Origin of the sequence: Bacillus sp. FSL R7-0166 (genome assembly GCF_038008935.1) — a bacterium.
Taxonomy (GTDB): Bacteria; Bacillota; Bacilli; order Bacillales; family Bacillaceae; genus Bacillus; species Bacillus altitudinis.
In genome coordinates this window covers 444,575-469,866 of record NZ_JBBPAC010000001.1, presented here as the reverse complement: position 1 = coordinate 469,866, position 25,292 = coordinate 444,575, and the positions used below count along the sequence as shown (strand labels likewise).

At 43.9% G+C, this 25,292-nt stretch carries 26 protein-coding genes; 10 read left to right on the top strand and 16 right to left on the bottom strand.

Annotated elements, in window-relative coordinates:
* Positions 1-5: 5 nt before the first annotated feature.
* From NST01_RS02280 to NST01_RS02245, 8 genes are all read right to left on the bottom strand, one after another.
* Entirely contained in the window at positions 6-779 is a 774-nt protein-coding gene (locus tag NST01_RS02280) for an IclR family transcriptional regulator (RefSeq protein WP_007498093.1), read from the bottom strand.
* A 14-nt stretch (positions 780-793) separates the two neighbouring features.
* Positions 794-1,798: a 5-oxoprolinase subunit C family protein gene (locus NST01_RS02275; protein ID WP_098680866.1), complete on the bottom strand. Its 1,005-nt coding sequence runs from the start codon at positions 1,796-1,798 to the stop codon at positions 794-796.
* Positions 1,795-2,541 carry a 5-oxoprolinase subunit PxpB gene (pxpB, locus tag NST01_RS02270; protein ID WP_098680865.1) on the bottom strand — a complete coding sequence of 249 codons (747 nt, stop codon included), beginning with the start codon at positions 2,539-2,541 and terminating at the stop codon, positions 1,795-1,797. The genes NST01_RS02275 and pxpB overlap by 4 nt, the downstream gene beginning before the upstream one ends.
* 19 nt (positions 2,542-2,560) lie before the next feature.
* Positions 2,561-3,352 carry a putative hydro-lyase gene (locus NST01_RS02265; RefSeq protein WP_017366631.1) on the bottom strand — a complete coding sequence of 264 codons (792 nt, stop codon included), beginning with the start codon at positions 3,350-3,352 and terminating at the stop codon, positions 2,561-2,563.
* A gap of 4 nt (positions 3,353-3,356) precedes the next feature.
* Positions 3,357-4,574 (bottom strand): NRAMP family divalent metal transporter, encoded by a 1,218-nt coding sequence (locus NST01_RS02260; protein WP_007498097.1) that lies wholly within the window; start codon positions 4,572-4,574, stop codon positions 3,357-3,359.
* Between the two features lie 24 nt (positions 4,575-4,598).
* Positions 4,599-5,357 (bottom strand): LamB/YcsF family protein, encoded by a 759-nt coding sequence (locus tag NST01_RS02255; RefSeq protein WP_017366630.1) that lies wholly within the window; start codon positions 5,355-5,357, stop codon positions 4,599-4,601.
* A gap of 173 nt (positions 5,358-5,530) precedes the next feature.
* A complete protein-coding gene (locus NST01_RS02250; protein ID WP_375831194.1) occupies positions 5,531-6,310 on the bottom strand; it encodes a Cof-type HAD-IIB family hydrolase in 780 nt (259 codons plus the stop codon).
* A 103-nt stretch (positions 6,311-6,413) separates the two neighbouring features.
* Positions 6,414-6,665, bottom strand: a complete 252-nt coding sequence (locus tag NST01_RS02245) for an excalibur calcium-binding domain-containing protein (protein WP_396484135.1) — start codon at positions 6,663-6,665, stop codon at positions 6,414-6,416.
* A 200-nt stretch (positions 6,666-6,865) separates the two neighbouring features.
* Between NST01_RS02245 and NST01_RS02240 the strand changes: the two genes are divergently transcribed.
* The 3 genes from NST01_RS02240 to NST01_RS02230 are packed head-to-tail and all read left to right on the top strand — an operon-like array spanning position 6,866 to position 7,836.
* The gene (locus NST01_RS02240; RefSeq protein WP_098680864.1) at positions 6,866-7,243 is read left to right on the top strand and encodes a VOC family protein; all 378 of its coding nucleotides are present in this window, start codon (positions 6,866-6,868) and stop codon (positions 7,241-7,243) included.
* Positions 7,244-7,268: 25 nt separating this feature from the next.
* The gene (locus tag NST01_RS02235) at positions 7,269-7,562 is read left to right on the top strand and encodes a DUF5316 family protein (RefSeq protein WP_017366628.1); all 294 of its coding nucleotides are present in this window, start codon (positions 7,269-7,271) and stop codon (positions 7,560-7,562) included.
* A 31-nt stretch (positions 7,563-7,593) separates the two neighbouring features.
* A complete protein-coding gene (locus NST01_RS02230; RefSeq protein ID WP_098680863.1) occupies positions 7,594-7,836 on the top strand; it encodes a DUF2651 family protein in 243 nt (80 codons plus the stop codon).
* A 244-nt stretch (positions 7,837-8,080) separates the two neighbouring features.
* On the opposite strand, the gene NST01_RS02225 is transcribed toward NST01_RS02230, so the two are convergent.
* Positions 8,081-8,473, bottom strand: a complete 393-nt coding sequence (locus NST01_RS02225) for a RidA family protein (RefSeq protein ID WP_007498112.1) — start codon at positions 8,471-8,473, stop codon at positions 8,081-8,083.
* Between the two features lie 350 nt (positions 8,474-8,823).
* Here NST01_RS02225 and NST01_RS02220 point away from each other — a divergent pair, with 350 nt between their 5' ends.
* From NST01_RS02220 to NST01_RS02210, 3 genes are read left to right on the top strand one after another with little or no spacing between them, the layout of a single operon-like run.
* Complete coding sequence (locus tag NST01_RS02220) at positions 8,824-9,288, top strand: FMN-binding protein (protein ID WP_098680829.1); 465 nt, start codon at positions 8,824-8,826, stop codon at positions 9,286-9,288.
* Positions 9,289-9,303: 15 nt separating this feature from the next.
* Positions 9,304-10,281, top strand: a complete 978-nt coding sequence (locus NST01_RS02215) for an FAD:protein FMN transferase (protein WP_098680830.1) — start codon at positions 9,304-9,306, stop codon at positions 10,279-10,281.
* Positions 10,239-11,105 (top strand): RnfABCDGE type electron transport complex subunit D, encoded by an 867-nt coding sequence (locus tag NST01_RS02210; RefSeq protein ID WP_098680831.1) that lies wholly within the window; start codon positions 10,239-10,241, stop codon positions 11,103-11,105. The genes NST01_RS02215 and NST01_RS02210 overlap by 43 nt, the downstream gene beginning before the upstream one ends.
* Positions 11,106-11,150: 45 nt before the next feature.
* Here NST01_RS02210 and NST01_RS02205 read toward each other — a convergent pair whose 3' ends face one another.
* The 4 genes from NST01_RS02205 to NST01_RS02190 all read right to left on the bottom strand — a co-directional run bounded on the left by NST01_RS02205 (position 11,151) and on the right by NST01_RS02190 (position 16,092).
* Complete coding sequence (locus NST01_RS02205; protein WP_326115451.1) at positions 11,151-12,899, bottom strand: methyl-accepting chemotaxis protein; 1,749 nt, start codon at positions 12,897-12,899, stop codon at positions 11,151-11,153.
* A 97-nt stretch (positions 12,900-12,996) separates the two neighbouring features.
* Positions 12,997-14,118, bottom strand: coding sequence for a mannitol-1-phosphate 5-dehydrogenase (locus NST01_RS02200; protein ID WP_326115453.1), 1,122 nt, complete (start codon positions 14,116-14,118; stop codon positions 12,997-12,999).
* Position 14,119: 1 nt separating this feature from the next.
* Complete coding sequence (locus tag NST01_RS02195; protein ID WP_046527414.1) at positions 14,120-14,554, bottom strand: PTS sugar transporter subunit IIA; 435 nt, start codon at positions 14,552-14,554, stop codon at positions 14,120-14,122.
* Between the two features lie 95 nt (positions 14,555-14,649).
* On the bottom strand, positions 14,650-16,092 hold the full coding sequence (locus NST01_RS02190; protein WP_326115456.1) for a PTS mannitol transporter subunit IICB: 1,443 nt from the start codon (positions 16,090-16,092) through the stop codon (positions 14,650-14,652).
* A 506-nt stretch (positions 16,093-16,598) separates the two neighbouring features.
* On the opposite strand from NST01_RS02190, the gene NST01_RS02185 reads away from it, so the two are divergent.
* From NST01_RS02185 to NST01_RS02175, 3 genes are all read left to right on the top strand, one after another.
* Positions 16,599-18,233 (top strand): copper resistance CopC/CopD family protein, encoded by a 1,635-nt coding sequence (locus tag NST01_RS02185; protein ID WP_326115458.1) that lies wholly within the window; start codon positions 16,599-16,601, stop codon positions 18,231-18,233.
* Between the two features lie 16 nt (positions 18,234-18,249).
* A complete protein-coding gene (locus NST01_RS02180) occupies positions 18,250-18,864 on the top strand; it encodes a YcnI family copper-binding membrane protein (RefSeq protein WP_326115460.1) in 615 nt (204 codons plus the stop codon).
* 130 nt (positions 18,865-18,994) lie between these two features.
* Positions 18,995-19,591: an NAD(P)H-dependent oxidoreductase gene (locus NST01_RS02175; protein ID WP_017366617.1), complete on the top strand. Its 597-nt coding sequence runs from the start codon at positions 18,995-18,997 to the stop codon at positions 19,589-19,591.
* A gap of 45 nt (positions 19,592-19,636) precedes the next feature.
* Here the strand turns inward: NST01_RS02175 and NST01_RS02170 are convergent, their stop codons facing one another.
* From NST01_RS02170 to gabT, 3 genes are read right to left on the bottom strand one after another with little or no spacing between them, the layout of a single operon-like run.
* Complete coding sequence (locus tag NST01_RS02170) at positions 19,637-21,031, bottom strand: NAD-dependent succinate-semialdehyde dehydrogenase (RefSeq protein ID WP_007498133.1); 1,395 nt, start codon at positions 21,029-21,031, stop codon at positions 19,637-19,639.
* Entirely contained in the window at positions 21,006-22,394 is a 1,389-nt protein-coding gene (locus tag NST01_RS02165) for an APC family permease (RefSeq protein WP_017358512.1), read from the bottom strand. Before NST01_RS02165 ends, NST01_RS02170 begins: the two co-directional genes overlap by 26 nt.
* 21 nt (positions 22,395-22,415) lie before the next feature.
* Positions 22,416-23,732, bottom strand: a complete 1,317-nt coding sequence (gene gabT / locus NST01_RS02160) for a 4-aminobutyrate--2-oxoglutarate transaminase (RefSeq protein WP_326115465.1) — start codon at positions 23,730-23,732, stop codon at positions 22,416-22,418.
* 108 nt (positions 23,733-23,840) lie between these two features.
* Between gabT and gabR the strand changes: the two genes are divergently transcribed.
* A complete protein-coding gene (gabR, locus tag NST01_RS02155) occupies positions 23,841-25,265 on the top strand; it encodes a MocR-like transcriptional regulator GabR (protein WP_060780767.1) in 1,425 nt (474 codons plus the stop codon).
* Positions 25,266-25,292: the final 27 nt, after the last annotated feature.

Below are 25,292 nucleotides of genomic sequence, written 5' to 3'. Positions count from 1 at the left end.
AACGGTCATTGGCTTTTTATTTGTTCAGATGCAAAACCTAATTCTTTTGAAATGCCGCTGGCCGCTTTTTTGACCTGCTCAATTAAATAAGGAAGCCGTTCCTTTTGATAGCCGGCCTCAAACCCTGCAATACTAATGCCTGCTGCCACTTCTCCGTGATGATTGAAAATGGGCGCTCCAATAGCCGCAGTATAGTTTTCAAGCTCTGAATAGCTTAACGTATAGCCACGTCTGTTTGATTCTTCGATCATGTTTCGCAGGACATCTTTATCGGTAATGGTTCCGATCCCGATTTTCCCGAGCTCTACCGAATCAATATAGGCAAGTCTCTCTTCCTCTGGCAAAAAGGAAAGAATACTTCTCGCACAAGCTCCCGCATATAATGGGGATCTTCTTCCGACAGCGGTATAGAGCCGGACAGGCTGCGTTCCTTCCATTTTCTCCACATAAATCGCTTCATCTCCTTCACGAATAATGAGCTGAACAGCCTCACCTACCTCATCACGCAAGTTTTCCATAAAGGGCCTTGCAATTCTACGGATATCGAGGCGGTCGGCGACAAGCTGACCATATTCAAGGAACATCAAGCCTAATCGGTAAACACCTGAAGGATGCTTTTCTAATAACCCCATATCGGCTAACGAGTTGGCCATTCGGTGTACAGATGTTTTGGGCATGCTCGAGAGCTCAATCATGTCATTTAACGTTAATTGTTCGTGTGTGATAAAAAGCCGTAATATCTCCATTGATTTCACAACGGTTTTATTTGTGTTCTGCATGTTTCTCACCTTTTCTAAAACGAAAATGCTTCGAGTTTTAATCTTGCCGTCAGGTCCTTCATTTCTGCTTCTTGTGTGAATAAGGCTTGCTCTGCTTCTTGGTGGTCAATTTGTTGAAACGTGAGATTCGCTCCAGGCATCGCCTGCGCAATGAGCGGCAAATCGACTGTTGCCACCTCACCAATTCGGGGATATCCACCTGTCGTCTGGCGATCTGCGAGCAGAATAATCGGCTGGCCGTCAGGAGGAATTTGAATAGAGCCAAAAGCAACCGCTTCTGAAATCAATTCAAGCTTTTGCTTTAAACGAATCGATTCCCCTTTCAATCTGCATCCCATACGATCAGATTGGGGAGTGACCTGATAAGACCGTTCGAAAAAAGCCTGCTGCGATTCTTCCTGAAAATGAGATAGATGTCTGCCTGCCAGCACCCGAATGACTGGTGATTTCCCGAGAGGCAAAAAATGAGCATGATTGACTGTCCAGTCTGGCGCACGTTCCCCTTTGCTTTTTAACATGTGAACGAGGCTCACCGCCAGTGGTGACGGTTCTCCAATCGGCAGGACGTCTCCTTTTTCTAGCGGACGCCCTTCTACCCCGCCTATCTTCGCTCTGACATACGTACTTTTACTTTTCATCACCGGCTCAACATCAAATCCACCGGCTACAGCGAGGTAGGAGCGGCATCCCCTCTTACAAGGGCCAAAGGTGATCGTGCTTCCTGCTCGAATGAAGAGCGGTTTCCATAGAGGCGCTTGTTCCCCGTCAATCTCAATCTCCACATCAGCACCGGTCACGGCGATCAGCTGATCCTTCTGACATGTCAACACTGGACCGGGCCCCATTAATGTGATTTCCAGCACCGCTTCGTTTTCTTGATTCCCGGTGAGGATGTTGGCGATTCGGAGCGAGAGCGGGTCCATGCTGCCGCTCGTTAACACACCGTACTTCTGATAGCCTATCCTCCCTTTATCTTGAATGGTGGTGAACATTCCTGGCTTGATGACATGCATACTCAACGATCTTCCTCCTTCATGCTGAAAAATTCCTTTTCAGACAGTTGAACAAATCGAACCTCGTCCCCTGCCTTTAGAAGACTAGGTCTCTCAGCATTCGGCCGAAATAAGGACAAAGGGGTTTGTCCAATGAGCTGCCAGCCTCCCGGTGTAGATATCGGATAAACCCCTGTCTGCTTCCCCGCAATACCCACAGACCCTTTTGGAATCGACATTCTTGGTGTTTCTCTACGCGGAGCTGCAATTTTTTCAGAAAGTCCGCCTAAAAACGGGAACCCAGGAGCAAACCCAATCATATAGACAAGATACCTCCCGGATGTGTGAATGCGTACAACTTCTTCAGGCGTCAAACCATTGATACGGGCGACTTCTTCTAAGTCAGGACCGAGCTCTCCTCCATAACATACAGGAATGTCGACGATCCGGCGCTTTGCCTGATTCCCCTCCTGCCAGTTGTCTTCAAGGAGGTTTTCAATATAGTCTTTGACCCATTCATACGGAGAGATCGCACGTTGCTTAAGCTGAGCAGATTGATACACCTTATAGGGCTCATAAAAGACGGTCACGTTTGTAAAGGCTTGAACAGCTTCCACATATCCGTCAAATGGATGCTGTTCAATACATAAAAACAGCTGCTTCACACGCTCATGAATGTCTTCACTTATGTCAGTCCCGGCTTGGATGACAATGGCTGCGTCTCCTAGCGGGTGGAACGTGATCGTATCTTTTATCGTTGAAAATGCCACTTTTATGACACCTCTCTTTCTACAGGACACCGAGCTTTTGATCTCTTACATCTGTGATAAACATATGACCGGGTGCATGGGTGATCGCAATGTCTGGCTTAGTGTGCATGACGATGGCTTGCGGCGTCACACCACATGCCCAAAACACCGGGACTTCCCCTTCTTTGATCACAGATGGTTCTCCAAAGTCTGGTTGATCTACATGTTCAATGCCAATCACAGCTGGATCACCTATATGGATAGGACCGCCATGTACAGATGGGAATCTAGACGTCACCTGAACACTTCTTGTGACTTGATGTGCTGGGATCGGCCTCATGCTGACAACCATCGGACCATGGAATACACCTGCCCTTTCACATGAAATGTTCGTTTGATACATTGGGACATTATGACCGTCTTCAATATGGCGGACAGGAATGTCATTCAGCATCAGTGCATGCTCAAACGTAAAGCTGCATCCGATGAGAAAGCCCACCATATCATCCTCCCAATAGGAAGAAATATCTGTTACCTCTTCTTGAAGAACCCCTTTTTTGTAAACACGATATTTAGGGAAATCCGTTCGAATATCCGCATCAGGTGCTGAACGCCTTGGCACTGGATCACCTGGGTCGAGCACATCAAGCAAAGGGCACGAAGCCGGATTCCGTTGACAAAATAAAAGAAAATCGAAGGCTAGCTCTTTTTTGACGATCATTAAGTTGGCTTGCGCAAATCCCTCAGCAAAGCCAGCCGTTGGGCCTGTGATCTTCTGCTTACGAATCAATTCCCTGATTTGTGACGGCTTATAGGTTTGATATGCTTTCATGTGATCAGCTCCATAGTTTTGGAATTTCATTCATGATGGTATATCCGCCCATGATTGCCATGATGACAACAACAAACGCACCTGTTGCTGTCAAAAAGAATGGATGGCGATAATCACCGACAATTTCTTTTTTATAGGCAGCAATCAGCAATGTTCCGAGTGCAAGCGGCAAGATCAATGCATTGATGGCCCCAACCAAAATCAATATGTTCACAGGTCTTCCAATCGTGATAAAACAAATGGTCGAGAGCGCAATGAAACCAACGATAATGCCTCGTTGATTTTTCTCGATTTTTGGTGAGAAGGTTTTAAAGAAGGAAACGGAGGTGTATGCCGCTCCAATGACTGAGGTAATGGCAGCAGCCCACATAATAATCCCGAACATTTTATATCCAACATTTCCAGATGCTAATTGAAAAACAGACGCAGGCGGGTTCGACGGATCAATCTGCAAGCCTTTTGAGACAACTCCTAGAACGGCTAAAAATAAAGCCACACGCATCACGGATGTGATTAAAATACCGAAAATGGAACTTTTCGTCACTTGCGGCAATGCTTCCTTCCCCTTAATGCCAGCATCCAGCAGACGATGACCACCAGCAAAAACGATATAGCCGCCAACCGTTCCGCCGACAAGTGTGACAATTGATAACATGTCAATTTTCTCTGGCACGAAAGTTCTCATGACAGCTTCTCCAACTGGCGGTGCTGTGGAAATAGCCACATACAGCATCAGACCAATCATGACAAAACCAGCGATTTGTGTGAATCGGTCCATCGCTTTTCCTGCCTCTTTGATGACAAAAATGAGAATGGCAATGACTGCACTGACCCCAGCCCCTATGCGGGGATCGACGCCGAATATGACCTGAAAACCGAGACCCGCACCGGCGATATTTCCAATATTAAAGGCAAGACCCCCAATGACAATCAAACAGGCTAACACATATCCAAGACCCGGCAGAACCATATTGGCAATGTCCTGTCCTCTTTTTTCCGAGACGGCAATGATACGCCATACATTTGTTTGCGCAAAAATGTCTAGCAAAATGGAAATCAAAATGACAAACCCAAAGCTAGCTGCGAGCTGCTGTGTGAACACCGTTGTTTGTGTTAAAAATCCCGGTCCAATGGCGGACGTTGCCATTAAAAAGGCTGCGCCCATCAGCATAGAACGGTTCCCTTTTGGAGCTTTCATCTGTTTGGCTTTCTCTCTTTTCATGCTGTTTCCCCCTTTGATGACGATTTATCGAAAGGCCTTGAGTTGAATAGTGGCTTCTTTTAGCTTCGCTGTAATGGTTTTTGCAAATTGAAGCGCGTGACTGCCATCCCCGTGGATGCACACCGTATCTGCTTTGAGCTGAACATCTTCCCCTTGCACTGTCCGCACTTTCCCCTCTCTTACCATACGGATGACCTGCTGAACTGCCCTTTCATCCTCTTCAATAAGTGCATGAGGTTCACGGCGTGATGTCAGTGTCCCGTCTGGTTGATACGTCCGATCAGAAAAAACTTCATGTGCCACTTGAAGACCGATTCTTTCCCCTGCTAACGCAAGTTCACTGCCTGACAGCGCAAATAACACAAGGTTAGGATCAATATCATACACAGCCTTCGCAATCGATTCAGATAATTCAGTATTTTTAGCCGCCATGTTGTAAAGGGCGCCATGTGGTTTGACGTGCTGCATCGTACCGCCTTCTGCTTTCAGAAAGGCTGATAGTGCACCAATTTGATAGATCACAAGATCATAGGCTTCCTCTGCTGAGATCGCGATTGGACGTCTGCCAAAACCGACTAAATCTTGCAGACCTGGATGTGCACCAATTTGAACCCCTTTATCCAGTGCCATTTTAACCGTCTTTCTCATCACAGTTGGATCTCCCGCATGAAAACCGCATGCAATATTGGCTGAGGTAACATATTCAAGAATTTGTTCATCTGAACCGATGGTGTATTGACCAAAACTTTCTCCCAAATCACAGTTAATATCCACTTGATACATAGGACCCCTCCTTGTCGTTCCGAATTGCGGAATAGAAAGTCCGAATATTCGAATTTATATTGATTATACCAACTTTGGATAGACTGCACATGAAATTGTCAGAAAATATAACAATAGAACTAGGAGAAAACAAAAAAAGTGAGAGGTCATATCCTCTCACTTTTTCTACTCGTTTATTTAGACAGCACCCAATGCTGGATGGCTTTTGCTACCCCGTGCTCTGTATTAGGAGCCGTAATCCAATCAGCGGCTTCTTTCACAACTTCTTGTGCATTGCCCATTGCGATGCCTAATCCGGCTTCTTGAATCATCGCCATATCATTCAGACTGTCGCCAAGTGACATGACGTTGTCCATTGTACAGCCAATGCGTTCTGCAACTTTTGCAAGAGCTGCCGCTTTGTTAATGCCTGCTGCATTGACTTCAATATTGGTTGGACTGGAATTCGTGATTTCTAGCTGTCCATTTGTTTTCAATGTATGGAGGACTTCCTCACGTACAGCATCGTCATGAATATCAAAACCAAATTTCAACCATTCGTGGTCATGAATGCGTTCTGGGAATTCTCCCCTCCACACCTTATCCACAGTAGATGCCCAGTAATCGGTTTCGTATCTGTTTTTTAGATCCCACATCATCTGAACGTGATCGGGATGCAGCAGTTCCCGTTCAATCAACTGGAAGTTTGAATCCCAAATTTCACTTCCATTCGCTGTGACAAGATAGGAAGAGAGTTTCAGCGGCTCGACCAGCTCTTTGCATGTCATCAGCGTACGTCCTGTACTAATCACCACATGGACCCCTTTGGCTTCTGCTTCTTTAATGGCTTGTTTATTTTCCTCAGGAATGACGTGCTCACTGTTTAACAGCGTGCCATCCATATCAATGGCAATCAATCGGATGTCTTTCTTATCAGCTTGTGTTGACAAATTGAGTACCCCACTTTGTATCATTTTTTGAATCTATCTTTATTTTAATATAAAGATGAAGATGGCACAAAGGGACGAGTTTGATCCCATAGAAAAAAGACCTTGTGACAGGTCTTTTTTCTTCTTCTTAACGTTCACACGCAATGCCGTCTTTATCACGGTCAAGGTGTTTATTTTTTAAGTAAAGTGCTTTTGATGCATAAGGCTTGTACTTCGTTTTTCCACCTTTGTTTTTCGTATTTTTGCTTTTTGCCACGCCGCCTTTATACACTTTGTTGAGTGCTTTGCAGTTTTTGTACTTGACTGTCTTTGCATCCGCTGTGTGAGTGTCAACTTGTGTAAAGCTAAGTAAAAGACCGAATGATATGACAGCCACCATGATTTTTTTCAACATGTAAGTTCCCCCCTATTTTTTCTCATTTTACATTTTTATCATATGTCACCACATTTTGTTTTTCAAGACGATTGAGGTGAAAATATTGTTTTTTTTGGAATTTAATAATTCTTATGACCTATATGTTAAAATGAGTGGGAAACCTTTCCGGTTTTGACACGTATATGAAGAGAGGAGCTTTCCATATGAAAATGAAATATACCATTCTATATGTAAACGATGTTGAAGCAAGTATTCAGTTCTACCATCATACCCTCGGTTTCCCGATTAAATTAAGAGTTGAATCCTATGTTGAGTTTGATACAGGAGAAGTGACCTTATCGATTAATTCACGCCAAGATGTGAAAGAGGCACTTGGTCTACCTGTTCCAGAGGCAGTTAGCTCGTCACAAACGTTTGAGATTGGCTTTGTTGTGGATGATGTGAATGAAACCATTGCGTCCTTGAAGGAAAAAGGAGTATCTGTCATCAAGGAACCTGCCAAGAAGCCGTGGGGGCAAACGGTTAGTTACGTGTCTGATCCTGATGGACATTTCATTGAAATATGTGATGCGGTCTCCTAATAGCTGTCCGAAGGAGTGAAGCGTAATGAGAAAGAAACATGCTTTTTTTGTTGGTGTTTGCTCCATGCTGGTGATTTGCAGTGCGGCGCTCATATTACAGCACCATGAATGGATTGGATTCGTCAGTGGTGGAATCTCTATTATTGCGTTCGTTGCATCTGGATTTCTTATGGGTGCATGGACCAACGGGGAAGAGGCAAGAGCGGCCTATCACTCTGAAACAAAAGAACACCGGATGTTTCGTCTTGATACGGCGTTTCTTTTCATCATCTTTGCTCTTCCGCATATGGGTGCAGCACTGTTATATGTTTTTATGTAAATAGTTGATTTGGTTCAAAGGAGTAATTAACATGGCTGTTTTTGTCTTATTCGTTGTATTTGGTTTACCTATGATCTCTGTGCTGATTGGTATTTTCGGTACATTGTTTTTAAAGAACATTTGGTTTCCCACCTTGATTGTGCTGGTAGCGAGTGTGATTCTGATGTTCACCTCTATTGGTGGAAATAAAACCTTTCTCATTTGGGTCATCATCTACACAGCCTGTGCATTTCTCGGTGCATTCATTACAAAGCGATTCCAAGCTGTTTCATAAATACTCATCAAAAAAAGAACAGTTTGCACTGTTCTTTCAGATTGTTGACAAAGGGCTAAAATGATTCTTTATTTTAGCCCTTTGTCTTCTTTTCAGCGTGATAGAAAACCTTTGCAGCCCTAGGAAGGACGAGTACTGGAGCGGAGCGAATTTGACATTCGTGAGCACCAGCACGCAGGACTGACAAAGAATGCGAGGGTTTGGCTACACGCTGAAAGAACAGTTTGCACTGTTCTTTTTTTGATTAAATATCGGCACACCATAGCTCTATTTCGATTTTCAGCTCTGGCCACCCTAATGCAGTCACATAGGCAACGGTCATTGATGGATATGCCGTTTTGAAGATTGCATCCCACTGTGGATATAGATGATCCCAATCAATTTCTTCTGTTGCCCAAATATTGACTTTGATGACGTGTTCTTCATTCAATCCTTCTGATGCAAGGATTCTCTTTATATTTTCAAACGTATTGGTGACTTGGTCGTTTAAGCTTGATGGGATCTGTCCATCCGCTCCTGTCCCTACTTGACCTGATGTCACAAATAACCCCGCACCCTTTGGCACCCTTGTGATATGACTGTAGTTGCCAACGGGTTTCGGCATACTTTCTGGGTTTTTTCTCGTAATTTTCTCCATGTAAATCCCTCACTCACTATGATTTTTCTGCGTGTTTTTCCTCCTGTAGACAGACTTCACCAATTTTTGTCTATCCTAAAAGAAAACAGCAGTGGAGTATCCGTAGCCACAAGGTAAGAACATCAATATTTTCTTTTTCATGGCCGAAACACCCCTTTTTGATTGCGTGAGCAAGGTTTAGATTTATTTCATCCTACCTGATAAATGAACCACAGTCAAAAATAAATGATAAACGATAACGTGCAATATTTTGATTCTTCATACCCATTATCAAAAATCGTTCTTTTCTTGTTCATGGTTTGTTCAAATTTCTTCTATATAGTAGATCGTAATAGGAGGTAGGATACATCATGGCAAAAATAAATAAGAAAATGATTAGTCTTTGCACCGCAGCCATTAGCAGCTTATACATCACTGGTTATGCAACTACCCATCACGCTCAAGCCGTTCAGACAGCACAATCAAATACACAAGTAGACGCTTCTTCAAACGATACATCTCTCACATCAGATACTACCGCCACTCAAACAGAAGATACCACTTCAGAAACTGAACTCAAGGATGGTACTTTTTCTGGTACTGGATCAAATGAGATTGGCTCTATCAGTGTATCTGTTACCATCAAACAAGGAAATATCACTTCTGTCGAGATTACGAGTGATAACACAAGATACGGGCAAAGCTCCATTTCATCATTACCTAATGAAGTGGTTATCAGACAAAGTGCTGATGTAGATACGGTGAGCGGTGCAACATTAAGTACTCAGGATTTTGAAACAGCCGTTGCTCAGGCTTTAGAGCAGGCAAAGGCATAGAGAGGAGACACTATGATGAAATGGTTAGGACAACAAAAACTGATGACTTATCAAAAATCCATGCTGGCTATGGGAACTGTTATCAATATTCAAGTGGTTGCCTATGAAGAAGATCGACGAGCTGTTTTAGAAGACATCAATCGCGCTTTTTCCATTTTTTACGATATCGAACATCGGTTTAGCCGTTTTCGCTCTGATTCGGAAGTCATGAAGTTAGCCAATCGCTCAAATCAAGAGGTATTAGTCAGTGAAATGCTTTTCGATTTAACAGCCTATGCGTTAGAGTTAGCTGAATTAACAAATGGAAAGTATGATCCAACCATCGGGAAAGTCATGGAACAAAAAGGATTCAATCGGTTATACACGACAGGACAAACTTTTTCATCAGATGACGTACCACATACAGCCGTTCATTACCGTGACGTCCAGTTAAACGAGACGAATCGGACGATTTATTTGAATAAACCGCTTATTTTGGATTTCGGTTCTATTGCAAAGGGATTTGCGTGCGATCTTGCCGCAAAAGAGCTTGAAGCATGGGAAGGCTTTATGATGAATGCTGGTGGGGATGTGTTGGTATCTGGATTTAACGAACAACAAGAAGAGTGGACAATTGGGATTCGGCATCCCATTCACAAACAGACCAACATCTCGGTCATTCAAACGACTAATTGTGCGATTTGTACATCTGGAAGCTATGAACGGATCAGCCGTAATGATCCTCATACGCACCATTTGATTCACCCTCAAACGAAACAGTCTGAACAAAGTTTGTTAAGTTGTACCGTCATTGCACCACTCGGTATGCTCGCCGATAGTCTCTCTACAGCTGCTTTTTTATTAGGTAGAGAAGGAGGTTATTCTTTTTTAGCCGAACATGAAATACCTGCCGTGATGGTGGATCAAGATGCTGATATGACCCTAACACCGGAGATGAAGGAGGTTCCATCATGGAATTACAGCCAGCACCAACCACAGACCAAACATTTTTGAAATCATCGCCTTCACTAAAAACCTACATTCGGACGCCGAAACGGTATGTCATTGCCATTCTATTGGTTCTTCTAGCCGCCGGCAGTCTGCACACTGGATTTCTTAGTGGTCTCACTACAGTTGCCACCAGCATCGGGACAGCACTGATTCTTGACACTTTTATTACAAGAGTGATTCGGAAACGTCATAAACACACATTCCCTGATGGAGCTCTGCTCACAGGGCTGATTATTGGCATTGTTCTCAGTCCAGCCACTTCTTTTGCTGTATCTGCTTTCACAGCTGCAGCGGCCATTTTATCTAAGCATGTCATCACTTATCAAAAGAAGCCGATTTTGAATCCAGCTGCGTTTGGTTTATGGCTCTCAGTCATTTTATTTTCTTCCAATCAAAGCTGGTGGGGCGGTATGTCTCTTCTACCTTGGTGGACTATAATCCTAGTGATGGTCGGCGGTTATTTGGTGACAAGCCGCGTACAAAAGTTCCCGCAAGTTTTCGCCTTTCTAGCCGCATACGGACTCATTCACCTCATATTGGGATTCATCGGCCTAACGGATGCTTCATCTGCTTTTATGACGCCCTACTTAAATGCTGTCTTGTTCCTTGCATTCTTTATGTTGACTGATCCACCTACTTCACCAGCAAAGAATCGTGATCAAATCATCTTTGGTATCCTCTGTGCTGTCGTTTCATGTGTGGACTTCTATTTATTTAATAGCTTATCTTATTTACTCACAGGGCTTTTATGTGCCAATGCTTGGAAAGCCTATCGAACGTACCAAACAAATCAAAAGCGACGGGCAAAAAGGACGAAAGTCGTCTAAATAAAAAAACGGACATCGACTTTTCGACGTCCGTTTGACCATACCTTATAAACGATAACGTGCAATATCTTGATTCAATCGCATGCTTAGCTCATTGAGCCTTTCTGCTGCCTTCGCCACATTGGAGATGGCGGTGACTTGTTCGTCAGTAGATGCAGTGATTTCTTCAATCGCAGCGGCATTTTCTTGAGAAATATGCGCTGCACCATGCATCGCTTTTGTGATGAGGTCGTTTTGTTCTAGTAAGGTATTCAGCTCTTTTGCCATCGCATTCGTTTCAACGATGGTTTGTGAAATCGATGTAGAGATGGAATTGAATTCTTGTTCTGTTGCATGAACCGCTTCATCAAGCTCGGCAAAACGATCCATTGTTTTGGACATCATGCCAGCTGTAGCCGTCGTTTCTTCTTTAATGCCTTGAATCATCTGCTGGATTTGAACGGCTGATTGCTTTGTCTGTTCAGCTAAATTCCGCACTTCACTCGCCACAACCGAGAATCCTTTGCCATGCTCTCCTGCACGAGCTGCTTCAATGCTCGCATTCAGGGCCAGTAAGTTCGTTTCGTTTGAAATGCTTTCAATGGTATCTGTGATTTGAGAAATATCTTGTACTTTTGTACTTAACTGCTCAATCCCTGATCGAATGCCTTGAGATGCCTGAATGGATTGCTCATTTGATTGTTTTAATTGCTGGACAATTTGCTGACCCTGCTGGGAAGATTGGTTCGACTGGTCTGAAATTCGTTTGATCTGGTCGCTTTGTTCTTTGACGTTTTCAATGGATTGATTGAACTGAGTCATTTGTTGATTGGCTACCTCAAGGTCTGATGCCTGATGAAGGGTCCCTGTTGAGATGTCTCCAATCGCTCGGCCAATTTCTTCACTGCTAGCGGATGTTTCTTCAGAGATGGCGGATAGATCTGTCGCAGATTCGACGAGCTGGCTGCTCGTTTCCTGCAAACCGCTCACAAGTGCTCTAAGCTCTCCTGACATATGATTAAATCCTTTTGCCAGCTGCCCAATTTCATCCGAGGTTTCTTTTAAGCTGGTGCGTTCAAGATTGCCCGCCGCAATTTCTTTTGAAGCAGCCGTGACTTGCTTAAGCAATCTCACTTTTCCTCGGGCTGCCAAATAAAAGACACCCATACTTAAAAGAGCGACACCTGCTGTAATGAGAATAATATAGAGCTTCATCTGCTCTATTTCTTTATAAAATTCATCCTGAAATACAGCGATTCCTATACTCCAATTCCACGGTGTAAACTGGTTCATATAAGCGAGTTTTTGCTTTTCTTCCCCCGTGGCATCGTCTTTATCCATATAGGTGATATAGTGTGCATCCTCGCCTTTTGCTGTGGCGCCAGCGACCATTTTTTGACGATTTGTCGTGTTATCTGGGATGACGCCGATGTCGTTAACCGGATGAACCTGTGATGAATAATCGGCTCCATATGCGACAAGGTAGCCTTTATTTTTATAGGTGAAATCTGATTTTTGAAATTGATACCCTTTCCCGTTGTCATTCTTCGGCCCGCTCAAGTAAATACGGGCTTGTTCCTGCGCCTGTTCAAGCGTCAGTTCTTTTTTCTCCACACGGTCGTTCAATTGTTCAAGAGTGGCCATCGCTCCATTTACGATGTGTTTTAAATCTGCTTTCCCTGCATCAATTAAGACATTTTTCGCTAAAAAATACCCCGTTGTTCCTACAAGTCCGCCTGTTAAAATTGTAATAACGATAATGGCTGACATCAATTGAAAAAAGACACTCCTTGAAGCAAACGCTTTCTTTTTCATGTTCTAATTCCCCCTTACTACATATATCGTCATGCAGGGGAAAGTATTAAAAAAGTCATAGAAAAAATCCCTTTCACGTTAGAAAGGGATTTTTTAATTATCGCTCGATTTCTTTGAGGATGTCTTGATAGAGATCGTCTTCAGGTTTGAGTCCACATACCTCTTGAAGCACACCTTCAATGCCTTTTTCTTTCCTTAATGCCTGCAAGCGGACCGCTTCTTCGTCTTCTGCAAAGTCGTAAGCCAAAGCAGCAGCAATCCCTTTGATTAAGTACACTGGCTGCTTGATCTTTTTCGCTGGACCGATTAAACGGTCATCTGCTCCCAGCTTTCTAAGAGGAGAGCGTGCGACACGAGTCACTTCATCGGAAATAAACGCATTTTCAAATCGCTTGATGATTTTTTGAATATACGCATCATGTTCTTCTTTTCGGAAGCCATATGCGTCAATTAAATAACTGCCCGTTTCATGAAGGGCACCTTCGACCACTTGACGAATGTCTGGTGTATCAACAGCTTCTTTAATGGTTTTTACGCCTTTCTGATACCCGACATAAGCCGCTAGTGCATGTCCTGTATTGACGGTGAAAAGCTTCCGTTCAATATACGGCGTCAAATCTTGGACAAAGGTCGCTCCGTCAATTTGAGGAACATCTCCAATAAAGCCCGTCTCATCAATGACCCACTCGAAAAATGGTTCAACCGACACTTTGAGAATGTCCTCATGGTGCTGAATCGGAACAATGCGGTCAACCGCAGCGTTTGGAAAGCCCACGGTTTGTGATATCGCTGCTTGCTCATCTGCTGTTAAATGAGAGAACACCGCTTCTTTTAAATGAGCACTTCCCCCAATCATATTTTCACATGCCACGATGTTGATGATATGGTCCGGCTTTTTTTGTTTTAATCCTTCAGCAATCGATGAGGCAATGATCTTCAATACGGCTGGTCCAACAGCTGTTGTAATCAAATTGGCTGTGGCAACGGCCTCTGTTAATGCCGCTGGGTTTTGCGAGGAATTGATCGCTGATACTGGCCCGACTACTTCTTGCTTCTGCCCTGGTGCTGCGAGTTCAACCGTGTATTCTCCTCTTTCATTCAGCTCATTGATGACCGCTTCATTCACATCGGTAAAGACAAGCTCAAAGCCTGATGTCTTTAACAAAGATCCGATAAACCCTCTGCCAATATTCCCTGCTCCAAAATGAAGTGCCTTCATGTTAGTTCACCTCGTTAAAGATGGCGATCAGTTCATCCTGATCCTTTGCATGAATGATCCGTTCTACATTTTCTTCTTCTGAACAGACAATCGCAATTTGAGACAGAATATCAAGATGCTCGTTGTTTTTCCCAGCGATCCCAAAGACGACTTTCGCCATATTTCCTTCACCGTATTCAACGCCATCTGGAATTTGGATAATGGAAATCCCTGAATGAAGGACAGCCGCTTTGGCATCCTCTGTTCCATGAGGGATCGCAATACCGTTCCCCATAAATGTTGAAGAGATGTTTTCTCTTTCAAACATTTTGTCGACATAATCACTTGTGACATAGCCGTTTGCTACGAGGACTTCGCCTGCTTTTTTGATGGCTTCTTCTTTAGAACCTGCTTGTTCGTTTAGAAAAATATTGTCTTTAGAAAGTACTTGTTTCATACATGATCACACACCTTTTTTAGAATAAAAATCAGGAAAACAACCAAAACGGGGAGTTCAATTAGGAAAAATTGGACTCAACCCGTTTCGTCATGTTATTTTTTCAATTTCTCAATCAGCTCATCATATTTCGGGCTGTTTAAGAAATTATCCACTGAGATATGCACAGCGCCTGGCAGCTTTGCCTTTGCTCTGTCTGTTAAATCTTTATGAGTAAAGACCACATCCGCATCGTCTGGGATGTTGCTGATCGATGTGTTTGTCACATCGATATCAAGCTCTGCCTTTTTCACTTTGTTTTTCAGAATGGACGCACCCATTGCACTTGAACCCATTCCTGCATCGCAGGCAAAGATGATTTTATTCACGTCATCTGGATTGACGTCACTTGGAGATGCTGCTTGCTCGTTTGCTTGAGCGTCTTCTTTTTGTGCTGTAAGAGCAGCGGCGGCTGCACTTTTCTTGCCTTTCATGTCCTGCATCTTTTCTGTTGCTGCTGTTAAATCTTCGTCAACTTCTTTAGATGCTTTCAAAATGACCGATGCGACAAGGAACGATACGATAGCTGCTACGACAACCCCTGCTAAAACGGCAAGGTGACCGCCTTTTGGAGACATCAGCATAAGCGCAATAATACTTCCTGGTGACGGCACAGCTTTTAATCCTGCATTTAATAATGTGAACGTCAGGACACCACTTGCTCCCCCTGCAATGACAGCCAAAATAAGTTTTGGTTTCATTAAGATGTACGGGAAGTAAATTTCATGGATTCCTCCTAAGAACTGAATGACAATGGCACCTGGTGCAGACTGTTTCGCATTTCCTCTTCCAAAGAACATATACGCAAGAAGAACACCTAAGCCTGGCCCTGGGTTTGTTTCAAGCAAGAACAGAACAGATTGCCCTGTCTTCGCTGCTTGCTCGACCCCTAACGGACCTAAAATACCTTGGTTAATCGCGTTGTTTAAGAATAATACTTTTGCAGGTTCAATGAAGATACTTGCCAGCGGTAGTAAATGAGCATTGACAATGATATCTACACCTGCCGCAAGGGCTTTATTCAGACCTAGTACCACTGGGCCGATAGCATAGAATGCAATGGCAACAAGAATGGCACCGAGGATACCTGCCGTAAAGTTATTCACAAGCATTTCAAAGCCAGATTTGATTCGGTCTTTGAACAGCTGGTCGATTTTCTTAATAAGATAACCGCCAAGCGGTCCCATGATCATGGCACCTAAAAACATTGGAATGTCTGAGCCAACAATGACGCCAATCGTAGCCGTAGCACCGAGCACTCCGCCTCGATGGTCATAGACGAGTTTACCGCCTGTGTAACCAATTAAGAGCGGTAGTAAGTAGTTAATCATCGGTCCAACGAGTGTAGCTAATTGCTCATTCGGAAGATAACCACTTGGAATGAACAAAGCTGTAATGAGTCCCCATGCAATAAATGCACCAATATTCGGCATAATCATGCCGCTTAAATAGCTTCCAAAGCGCTGTACTTTCACGCGGAATCCGCTTTTTTCCTTCATCTGTGAAAACCCCTTTCTTCTCTCCCTTTATTTCGGGCTTTATAGGTCAAAAGATATAAGAACGAGAGTCAGTGAAGCCCTTATACCTATCGTAAAACGCTTTCACTTTCCCTTCAATTGAAACTAAATGTCACTTTGTCACTTAGTGTGTGACAAAATTGAAAAATAATGTGACACCTCTCGGCATACCATAGATGATAGCGGGGTAAAAGTTGAATCTACTGTTGTTTTGGCGCAAAATTCATTGGAATTTCACAACTTTCAAATGGTCACTTCTTGTTTCCTCTACTTAAATCGAATAGGCTTATATTGATCAAACATTCAAGAAACGTCTGCGCAGACAAGACATGACACAGAAAAAGTGAACCATCTTGCTATTTGTTTCGTTTACCTTTTAGAGTGGGCGGTACAATAGAAAGAGCGGTTTTTTCTGTGACTCACAGTTTACTGCCGCTTTCTTTCTGATACATGAGACATTTTCATAGGTAGAAAGGCGGTTATTCACATTGTTGAAATATAGTAAGTGGCTTCTGCTGCTTCTCTTCATGTTCTCATTTTTCATTCCAAAAGAAGCATTTGCTCATGCATATGTGGTGAGCTCAAATCCAGTAGCAAATGAAGAGCTGGATCAGCAGCCTCCTGCAGTCTCAATCACCTTTAGTGAAGGAATCGAAAGCGGATTTCATGCCATTAAGGTGTTCAATGCAAAAGGGGATCGTGTGGATCAAGGAGATACGGTCATCAAAGAGCAAAAGATCATGGAAGCAGCTTTAAAAAAGAATTTACCAAAAGGCATTTACACCATTCAGTGGAATGCAGTATCAGCCGATGGGCACTCTGTGTCTGGCATGATTCCGTTTAGTATCGGAAAAGCGGATGGAGGATTTGATCAATTAGATCAAGGACAATCAAGTGAATCCATCGATATGGCTTCAACCATTGACAAAGCCTTTCTGTATACGTCATTTAGCTTATTTCTTGGAACCATTTTATTTGGGCTTCTATGGTTTAAAGCGCCCATAACCGACGTTTTAGCCCGGCGAATGAATCGACTTTTGACTGTTTCACTGATCATGATGGGCGGAGCACTCTTGTTCCAGCTGCCGATTCAAACAAAATCAGCGGCAGACGTGTCCTTTTTAGGGGCATTTCAACCATCGCTTTTACAAGAAACCATTGCGTCGACTTCGGGCGGGAGTCTGTGGATGATGCTGATGGCGTCATTTGTTCTTCTGATGATTTGGACGATTGTGGCGATGAAAAAAGGAATCTTCACTTCCTTTCGAGTATGGCTGTTCCCGCTGCTCATTTTCACTGTGCTCCTATGGCTGAAAGCACAAATCGGTCATCCAGCCGCTACAGATAATAAAATACTGACAACGTCACTTGATTTCATTCATCTCGTTTCTGCATCTATTTGGGTCGGCGGCTTAACAGCCATTGTCCTTCTTTTGATGAAGAAACTGCCGAATGAAGATCAGCCGCTCATACGCAGCACCCTGACAGCTTTTCATCCGTGGGCACTGCTCTCAGTTGGACTGATTGTGTTTTCTGGGTTTGTGAATGCGATTTTTATTCTGCAATCATTTGATGCCCTTTTCCAATCAGCTTATGGACGCACCTTCTTAATCAAACTTGGTTTATTTATCATCATGGGTCTCCTTGGGCTCGTCCATTATTTGATGCTGAGATGGGAAAAGAAGCAGAAACGAAACGTATCTTTACGAGCAGAGTGGATCATTGGGATCGCTATTTTACTATTAACAGCCGTATTCACCAATATCCCAAGCCCTCCGCCGCCTGCACCAGAGCCATTCTTTGGAGCCAATCAGGTGGAGCATCGTGACCTTGTGTCTTTGAGCATTACCCCGAATGCTCCAGGTAAAAACACGTTCGAGGTGGCATTTACGAAGAAGGATGGACAAACGATCACAGACATTCAATCTGTGACAGCTAAGATCCACAAAGTCTCCTTGTTCGGTGATGAAACGCCAAACGAATTTCAGCTGAAACGATTAAAGAATGGACACTTCTCGGCTGAAAACCTCTTACTAAATGAAAAAGGCACTTGGAAAATTGAGATTCATGCATTAACTGGTTCTTTTGACAACATCGATACGACATTCATTAGAAGAAACTAAAAGGAGTTCATATCATATGAAAAAATACGTTAAAGCTTTATTACCAATGCTTCTCGCTTCATTTTTACTGGCGATTCCTGTGAGTGCACACGTGACAGTCAAACCTGATACATCTGCAACGAATGCTTGGGAAACCTATACGTTAAAAGTACCTTCTGAAAGCGACAGTCCGACAACAAAGGTTGTCATCACGATGCCTAAAGGCGTAGAATTCCAGCAATACGAGCCAGTGCCTGGCTGGAAAACAACAACTGAAGAGAAAAACGGAAAAGTCACAAGAGTCACTTGGGAAGCAACTGGCGATGGTGTCCTTGCTGGCCAGTTCCAGCAATTCGTGTTTGTCGCAAAAAACCCTGAAAAAGCCAGCGAAGCGGCATGGGATGCCTATCAATATTACAAGGATGGAACAGTTGTTGAATGGACTGGCGACAAGGACGCTGATAAGCCTCATTCGATCACAAACATTGTTGCGTCTAATACCGTAACGGATTCACATGGTCAAGAAAAACCAAAAGAAGAAAAGGCATCTGAAACAGCCTCTGCTTCTTCTTCACCACTTGTTCTTAGTCTGTCCATTGCAGCCTTAGTTGTGGCATTGATTGCACTTGGACTTACTTTTAGAAAGAAATAAACCTTACATGAGCGATCGTTTTTTCAAGCGGTCGCTTTTTATTTTCCCAACCTATCATTTCCAATATAGGATTGAATAGGATACTCGTGCGTGCCATAATGAGACACATGACCACCTAGGAGGCTATGAGATGAACCATCTAATCATATTTGCTCATCCCCAGCAAAGCTTAAATCAAACCCTATTAGATCTTGTTGTAAGCACTCTTTTGAACAATGGTCATGATGTGACGGTTCGTGATGTGTATAGCATTGGCTTTCCGCCAGAGCTGACAACAGCAGAAAAGGTTGCCATGAGAAACGGACATGTGCCGGCACCGGTTCAAAGAGAGCAGAAGCTGATTCAACAAGCTGATGTCCTCACGTTTATCTTTCCAATATGGTGGACAGGCTTGCCGGCGATGCTAAAGGGTTATGTGGAGCGCGTTTTTTCAGAGGGGTTTGCGTATGAGATCAATGAAAACGGAGTGGTGAAAAATCTGCTTAGAGACAAAAAAGGGGTCATTATTAATACGCATGATGCACCGAGGACCTTTCTTGATTCAAATATGATCATCACCCCCAGCCATCACATGACGACAGATACAGCCGCCTTCGATCTGATCGGCGTTGAGCCAGTCGAACGGCTCTTGTTCAGCAGCATGGAACAAGCATCTGCAGACGACATCCACGAGATTCTCAAAGAAACAAAAGAAACGGTGGATCAACTTTTCCCACCGGCTGTTTAACATAAAAAAGACTGCCGAGACTTCTCGGACAGTCTTTTTCACATGTTATTCGTCTAAACCAATTGACACATACTTCGTTTCTAAATAAGGCTCGATGCCTTCGATGCCGCCTTCACGGCCAATACCACTCTCTTTCATACCGCCGAAAGGTGCCTGCACAGCGGATGGTCCCCCGTCATTCCAGCCAATAATCCCGTAATCTAGATTCTCAGATATATAGAGACCATTGCGGTAATTCTCTGTAAAGAAATAAGCCGCAAGTCCAAAAGGTGTATCATTTGCTAATTCAATGGCTTCATCTAATGTGCTAAATGTCGTAATGGGTGCAACTGGACCAAACGTCTCTTCATGCATAATGTTCATGGAAGGGTCGACATGAGTTAGCACCGTCGGCTGAACAAAATAATACGACTTCTCATCGTCAAAATGTGTATCGCCGCCGACAAGAACTTTCGCCCCTTTATCCACGGCATCTTGAATTTGGTCGACAATTTTATCGAAGCCTCGCTTATTGATAATCGGTCCGATGGACGTGCCTTCCTCAAACCCATTTCCTACTTTCAGCTTTTCCACTTCTTTGCTGAAGCTTTGCGCAAATGCTTCATGAATTTCTTCATGGACGATTAAGCGATTGGCACAAACACATGTCTGTCCTGCATTACGGAATTTAGATGCCACTGCTTGTTTCACAGCCAATTCAAGGTTGGCGTCCTTATCGACGATCAGCGGGGCATGACCGCCAAGTTCCATAGAAACGTGTTTCACTGTGCTCGCACTGTTTTTGATGAGATGTTTTCCAACTGGTGTTGAGCCAGTAAACGTGATCTTGCGGATCAATGGACTATCTGTGAAGATTTCCCCCACTTCTTTTCCATCTCCAATCACCCATTGCAAGGCATCCTCTGGAATTCCGGCTTCATGGCCTAATTTGACAAGCTCAATGGCCGTAAGCGGCGTGTCTTCAGCAGGTTTCACGATAAACGTACAGCCCGCCGCAAGCGCTGGTGCTGCCTTTCTTGTAATCATCGCCGCAGGGAAATTCCATGGTGTAATGGCGGCAACAGGACCGACTGGCTGTTTTGTGACAAATAGGCGTTTGTTTGTCGTATGAGACGGGATCGTTCTGCCGTAAATCCGCTTTGCTTCCTCTGCGTACCACTCAATATATCCAGCGGCATAGACGATTTCCCCTAATGCTTCTTGATACGGCTTCCCGTTTTCTTCTGTGATGATTTTTGCAAGTCTTTCTTTATGCTCGATCATGAGATCAAACCACTTGCGAATGATATTTGCACGTTCATGGGCTGACGTTTTTGCCCATGTTTTGAATGCTTTGTGTGAGCGAGTGATCGCATCTTCAATCTGTTCTTTTGTATGCTGAGCAACTGAGGCAATTTCTTCTCCGGTTGCAGGATTATACACTTTGAGTTCGTTTGTCATGCTCTACCTTCTCCTTCGTTCTTGGATTCATTACATATAGTATATACCCAATGAGTGCCCAACCTAAAAGCAAAATCCATTCAGCTGGCCATGATAAGGAGGCCGGCATCCCTGGAAAATAAAATGAAAGAAAAAGGAAACTAAGTCCAATGGCTAAAACGCCGGTCGTCCGCCAATATTTAATGCGGTATGGTCGCTCAAGCTCAGGTTCTGTCTTGCGAAGTCTCATAAAGGCAATGGACACAATCAAATACCCAACGATGATGCCCACACCCCCTGCATTGACAATCCACACGAGGGCAGGTCGGCCTAGTAATGGTGCAAAAAAGGCCAATGCACCTAAGAACAAAATGGCATTTGTCGGTGTTTTATACTTCGGATGAATATACGCAAACCATTTGGAAATCATGCCTCTTTCCGCCATTGCATAGAGGATACGGCTTGCACCAATGATAAATGCATTCCAGCTCGTCACAATGCCTGCTACACCACCAATGACAAGCACAGTCCCAAACGCCTGATGACCAAGAAGCTGTACCATGGCATCTGCTGTTGCCAGTGATGAAGCCTCAAGCTGACCTTTTGACAATCCTGCCGCTACTCCAAAGACAATGAGTAGATAAAATACAACCGCACTCACAATGGAGATAATCAAAATTCTCCCGATGATCTTCTTTGGTGCGTTAATCTCCGCCGCTACCTGCGGGATGACATCAAACCCAACGAATAAAAAGGGAATCATCACTAACACAGCCATCAGACCGCCAACCCCGCCCTGAAACATCGGCTCAAGGTTTGCAAAATCTCCATTAAATGTAGCTCCGCCTAATAGAAGAAAACCTGTCAGGATAATGGCCACTGTGAACACCGATTGAAAAATGGCAGCAGGCTTTGCGCCAATGTAGTTCAGAGCTGTTAAAAACAGCGCACCGCCAGATCCAATCAACACCCATGTAAAGTAAACATCCCATCCTCCTATATTCCATAGGAAACCAACATGCTGTGTTGGAATGACATAGTCAATGACTGTCGGAAGTGCGACCGCTTCAAACGTAATTACGGACACATAACCGAACAATACGCCCCATGCGGAGACAAACGCTGATTTGATCCCAAATGCCCGCTGGACAAAGACGAGTCCTCCGCCTGTTTCTGGAATCGCAGAGGAAAGCTCTGCATACGTTAGTCCAATAAAGATGACGAGAATGCCCCCTATGACAAAGGCAATCACACTTCCTAAAAATCCAGCTGTTAAAATCCAATCTCCCGAAAGTACAACCCAGCCCCAGCCAAGCATTGCACCAATGGATAAAAACAGTACGTCTGACTGCGACATGGTTTTAGCCATTTGTTGTTTTTGCATACAACCATCCCCCTTTGTTGTTTAGCGTGCTGTGAAGGCGTCTTCGATAATCCCTAGTCCTTCTTGCAGCAGCTCATCTGTGATGACAAGTGGTGTTAAAAAGCGAATAATATTCCCATTGATCCCTGCCGTTAATAAGAGTAGTCCGTGCTTGTTTGCATAGGCTGCAATCGCTGCGGCTGTCTTCTTATCTGGTGTACGCGTTTTTTGATCTTCCACAATTTCAATGGCCGCCATTGCCCCTAATCGCCGGACTTCCCCGATGAATGAGTACTTACTTCTCCACTCATTCGCTTTGTCCTCAATGACTTGTCCAATGTGTTCAGATCGTTCATTCAGTTGTTCTGTTTCAATAATATCAAGTACAGCCAAAGCCGCCACACAGCCTAATGGACTGCCAGCATACGTCCCTCCTAGCTCCCCTGGGTCCGCTGCATCCAGTAATTCTTTTCTGCCAACGACACCGCTCAGCGGCAGGCCAGCTGCAAGTGATTTTGACACAGTGATTAAGTCTGGCACCACATCGTAGTGTTCAATCGCAAAGTATTTCCCTGTTCTTGCGAATCCTGTTTGGATCTCATCTGCCACGAATACGATTCCATGTTGCTGACAGAATGAAGCGACATGCTGGACAAAACGCTTCGATGGTACAATGAATCCGCCCTCCCCTTGGACTGGCTCCATCACCACACAAGCGACTGTTTCTGGTGCAACGGTTGCGACAAAGAATTGATTGAACTGATCAATGATGTATTCATCGTAGGCTGCATCGCTTAATCCTTCAGGTTTTTGATAGTAATAAGGATACGGCGCTTGATAGACCTCTGATGCAAATGGGCCGAATCCAAATTTATAAGGCTTGACCTTGCTTGTCATGCTCATCGTCATATTCGTTCTTCCGTGGAACCCTCGTGTAAAAGAAACAACCGCTTGTCTTTTCGTATATTTACGGGAAATTTTCACTGCGTTTTCAACTGCTTCGGCACCTGAATTTAAGAAAATGGCTTTTTTGTCGTGGTCGCCTGGTGTGAGGTTGCATAGTTTTTCTGCCAATTCGATATAGGATGCGTACATCATGACATTAAATCCTGGATGAATCAGGCTATCTGCCTGTGCTTTGACTGCTTCCACAACCTTTGGATGGGAGTGTCCTACATTTAATGTACCGATGGCGCCTGCAAAATCGATAAAACGATTGCCATCAATATCGAAAAGCTCGGCTCCCTTCCCTTTCGCTGCAAGATGACGGTTGCCATTACTTACGCCTCTTGCGACGTATTGATCTCTTTTCCCTTGCCATTCCTCTGTTGAAAAACGGTTTGTTGTCGTTTGACTCATTGTCACCCATCCCCTTTATGTCTTTTTTATTATTCTGAATATTTTTTGGTATGATAGAAAGTACCAATATCATTTTTTTCATGGTACCAGAGAGGATGGAATGACGAGATGCTGACAATTCAACTAGATCAAACAGGGGAAAACGGATTTATTTATCATCAAATTTATACAAAAATTAAAGAGGAAATTTTAAACCGCAACCTGCAGCCACACGATCAATTACCGTCTAAACGAGAGTTAGCAGATACTTTAAACGTCAGCGTCAATTCAGTGAATGGCGCCTATCAGCAGCTGCTTGCCGAGGGATATTTATATTCAGTTGAACGGAAAGGCTTTTTTGTGGAATCACTGGAAACATTTCATGAATCAGGTCAACTGAAACCCTCTTCCCTTCCAGCAGATTTAAAAGAGAATCCGATTGAGCGAGATGACTGGTATTCCTTTTCTCATATTTCTGTTGATACAGCCAATTTTCCTTTTAAAAGTTGGCTGAAAAGTGAGCAAAAAGCGATTCATCTCCACCAAGAAGCCTTTGGTGAGCTGCCACACCCACAAGGCGTCTATGAGCTGCGGGAAACAATTGCCCGGCTGATTGGACTTGCACGAGGGGTCAAATGCTACCCTGAACAGCTCATTTTAAGTGCAGGTACACAGTCGCTCATTCATTCGTTATCTAGCATCCTTCCAGCTGATCAAATATATGGATTAGAAAACCCCGGCTACCGCAGACTGTATCAAATGCTGAAAAACAATCATCACCGGATTGAAACGATTGGCATTGATCAAAAAGGGGTGCGGATGAGCGATATCCAGAAGAAAGAGCCAAATGTCTTGATCATTACGCCTTCTCATCAGTTCCCAACAGGGGTGATCATGCCGATTTCTAGGCGGATACAGCTATTAAACTGGGCAGCTGATCAGCCAGACCGCTATATCATTGAGGACGATTATGACAGTGAATTTAAGTACGGCACAGACAGCATACCGGCGCTGCAGAGCCTTGACCGCTATGACAAAGTCATTTATATGGGGACCTTTTCGAAATCATTGCTGCCCGGCTTGAGGATCAGCTACATGGTGCTGCCGCAGCATTTATTAAGACGCTATAAAGAAGAACAGCACTTTTTCATCCAAACAGCCAATCTTTTTACACAATACACCCTTCTTTATTTTATAAAAGATGGCGCCTATCAGCGGCATATTAAAAGAATGAATGGGCTATATGAGGAAAAACGAAAACAGCTCATTGGAGAACTCGACACTGTCTTTCGTGACAATGTACGGATTATCGGGGAAAATGCAGGGCTGCATTTTATCGCAGAATTCCGCTCAGATCGGACGCAGCATGAGATTTTACAACGCGCCAAAGACCGAAAGCTGAAAATGTACGGGATGGACCGTTTTACCCTTGATGAGCATGTGCCTGGTCACAAAGAAGGCTTTGTCCCGCTCGTCCTCGGCTTTTCGCACATGCGGCCAGAGGATATTAAGCCAGCGGTGAAACGCCTGTATGACTCGATTTATGGGAAATGAAACAGCTCATGTAGATGAATCGTGGCG

Bases quoted from the DNA above. Each gene is read 5' to 3' on its own strand.
- NST01_RS02280 (WP_007498093.1), bottom strand. From the start codon at position 779: ATGCAGAACACAAATAAAACCGTTGTGAAATCAATGGAGATATTACGG.
- NST01_RS02265 (WP_017366631.1), bottom strand. From the start codon at position 3,352: ATGAAAGCATATCAAACCTATAAGCCGTCACAAATCAGGGAATTGATT.
- NST01_RS02260 (WP_007498097.1), bottom strand. From the start codon at position 4,574: ATGAAAAGAGAGAAAGCCAAACAGATGAAAGCTCCAAAAGGGAACCGT.
- NST01_RS02255 (WP_017366630.1), bottom strand. From the start codon at position 5,357: ATGTATCAAGTGGATATTAACTGTGATTTGGGAGAAAGTTTTGGTCAA.
- NST01_RS02250 (WP_375831194.1), bottom strand. From the start codon at position 6,310: ATGATACAAAGTGGGGTACTCAATTTGTCAACACAAGCTGATAAGAAA.
- NST01_RS02245 (WP_396484135.1), bottom strand. From the start codon at position 6,665: ATGGTGGCTGTCATATCATTCGGTCTTTTACTTAGCTTTACACAAGTT.
- NST01_RS02240 (WP_098680864.1), top strand. From the start codon at position 6,866: ATGAAAATGAAATATACCATTCTATATGTAAACGATGTTGAAGCAAGT.
- NST01_RS02235 (WP_017366628.1), top strand. From the start codon at position 7,269: ATGAGAAAGAAACATGCTTTTTTTGTTGGTGTTTGCTCCATGCTGGTG.
- NST01_RS02230 (WP_098680863.1), top strand. From the start codon at position 7,594: ATGGCTGTTTTTGTCTTATTCGTTGTATTTGGTTTACCTATGATCTCT.
- NST01_RS02225 (WP_007498112.1), bottom strand. From the start codon at position 8,473: ATGGAGAAAATTACGAGAAAAAACCCAGAAAGTATGCCGAAACCCGTT.
- NST01_RS02220 (WP_098680829.1), top strand. From the start codon at position 8,824: ATGGCAAAAATAAATAAGAAAATGATTAGTCTTTGCACCGCAGCCATT.
- NST01_RS02215 (WP_098680830.1), top strand. From the start codon at position 9,304: ATGAAATGGTTAGGACAACAAAAACTGATGACTTATCAAAAATCCATG.
- NST01_RS02210 (WP_098680831.1), top strand. From the start codon at position 10,239: ATGGAATTACAGCCAGCACCAACCACAGACCAAACATTTTTGAAATCA.
- NST01_RS02205 (WP_326115451.1), bottom strand. From the start codon at position 12,899: ATGAAAAAGAAAGCGTTTGCTTCAAGGAGTGTCTTTTTTCAATTGATG.
- NST01_RS02200 (WP_326115453.1), bottom strand. From the start codon at position 14,118: ATGAAGGCACTTCATTTTGGAGCAGGGAATATTGGCAGAGGGTTTATC.
- NST01_RS02195 (WP_046527414.1), bottom strand. From the start codon at position 14,554: ATGAAACAAGTACTTTCTAAAGACAATATTTTTCTAAACGAACAAGCA.
- NST01_RS02190 (WP_326115456.1), bottom strand. From the start codon at position 16,092: ATGAAGGAAAAAAGCGGATTCCGCGTGAAAGTACAGCGCTTTGGAAGC.
- NST01_RS02180 (WP_326115460.1), top strand. From the start codon at position 18,250: ATGAAAAAATACGTTAAAGCTTTATTACCAATGCTTCTCGCTTCATTT.
- NST01_RS02175 (WP_017366617.1), top strand. From the start codon at position 18,995: ATGAACCATCTAATCATATTTGCTCATCCCCAGCAAAGCTTAAATCAA.
- NST01_RS02170 (WP_007498133.1), bottom strand. From the start codon at position 21,031: ATGACAAACGAACTCAAAGTGTATAATCCTGCAACCGGAGAAGAAATT.
- NST01_RS02165 (WP_017358512.1), bottom strand. From the start codon at position 22,394: ATGCAAAAACAACAAATGGCTAAAACCATGTCGCAGTCAGACGTACTG.
- gabT (WP_326115465.1), bottom strand. From the start codon at position 23,732: ATGAGTCAAACGACAACAAACCGTTTTTCAACAGAGGAATGGCAAGGG.
- gabR (WP_060780767.1), top strand. From the start codon at position 23,841: ATGCTGACAATTCAACTAGATCAAACAGGGGAAAACGGATTTATTTAT.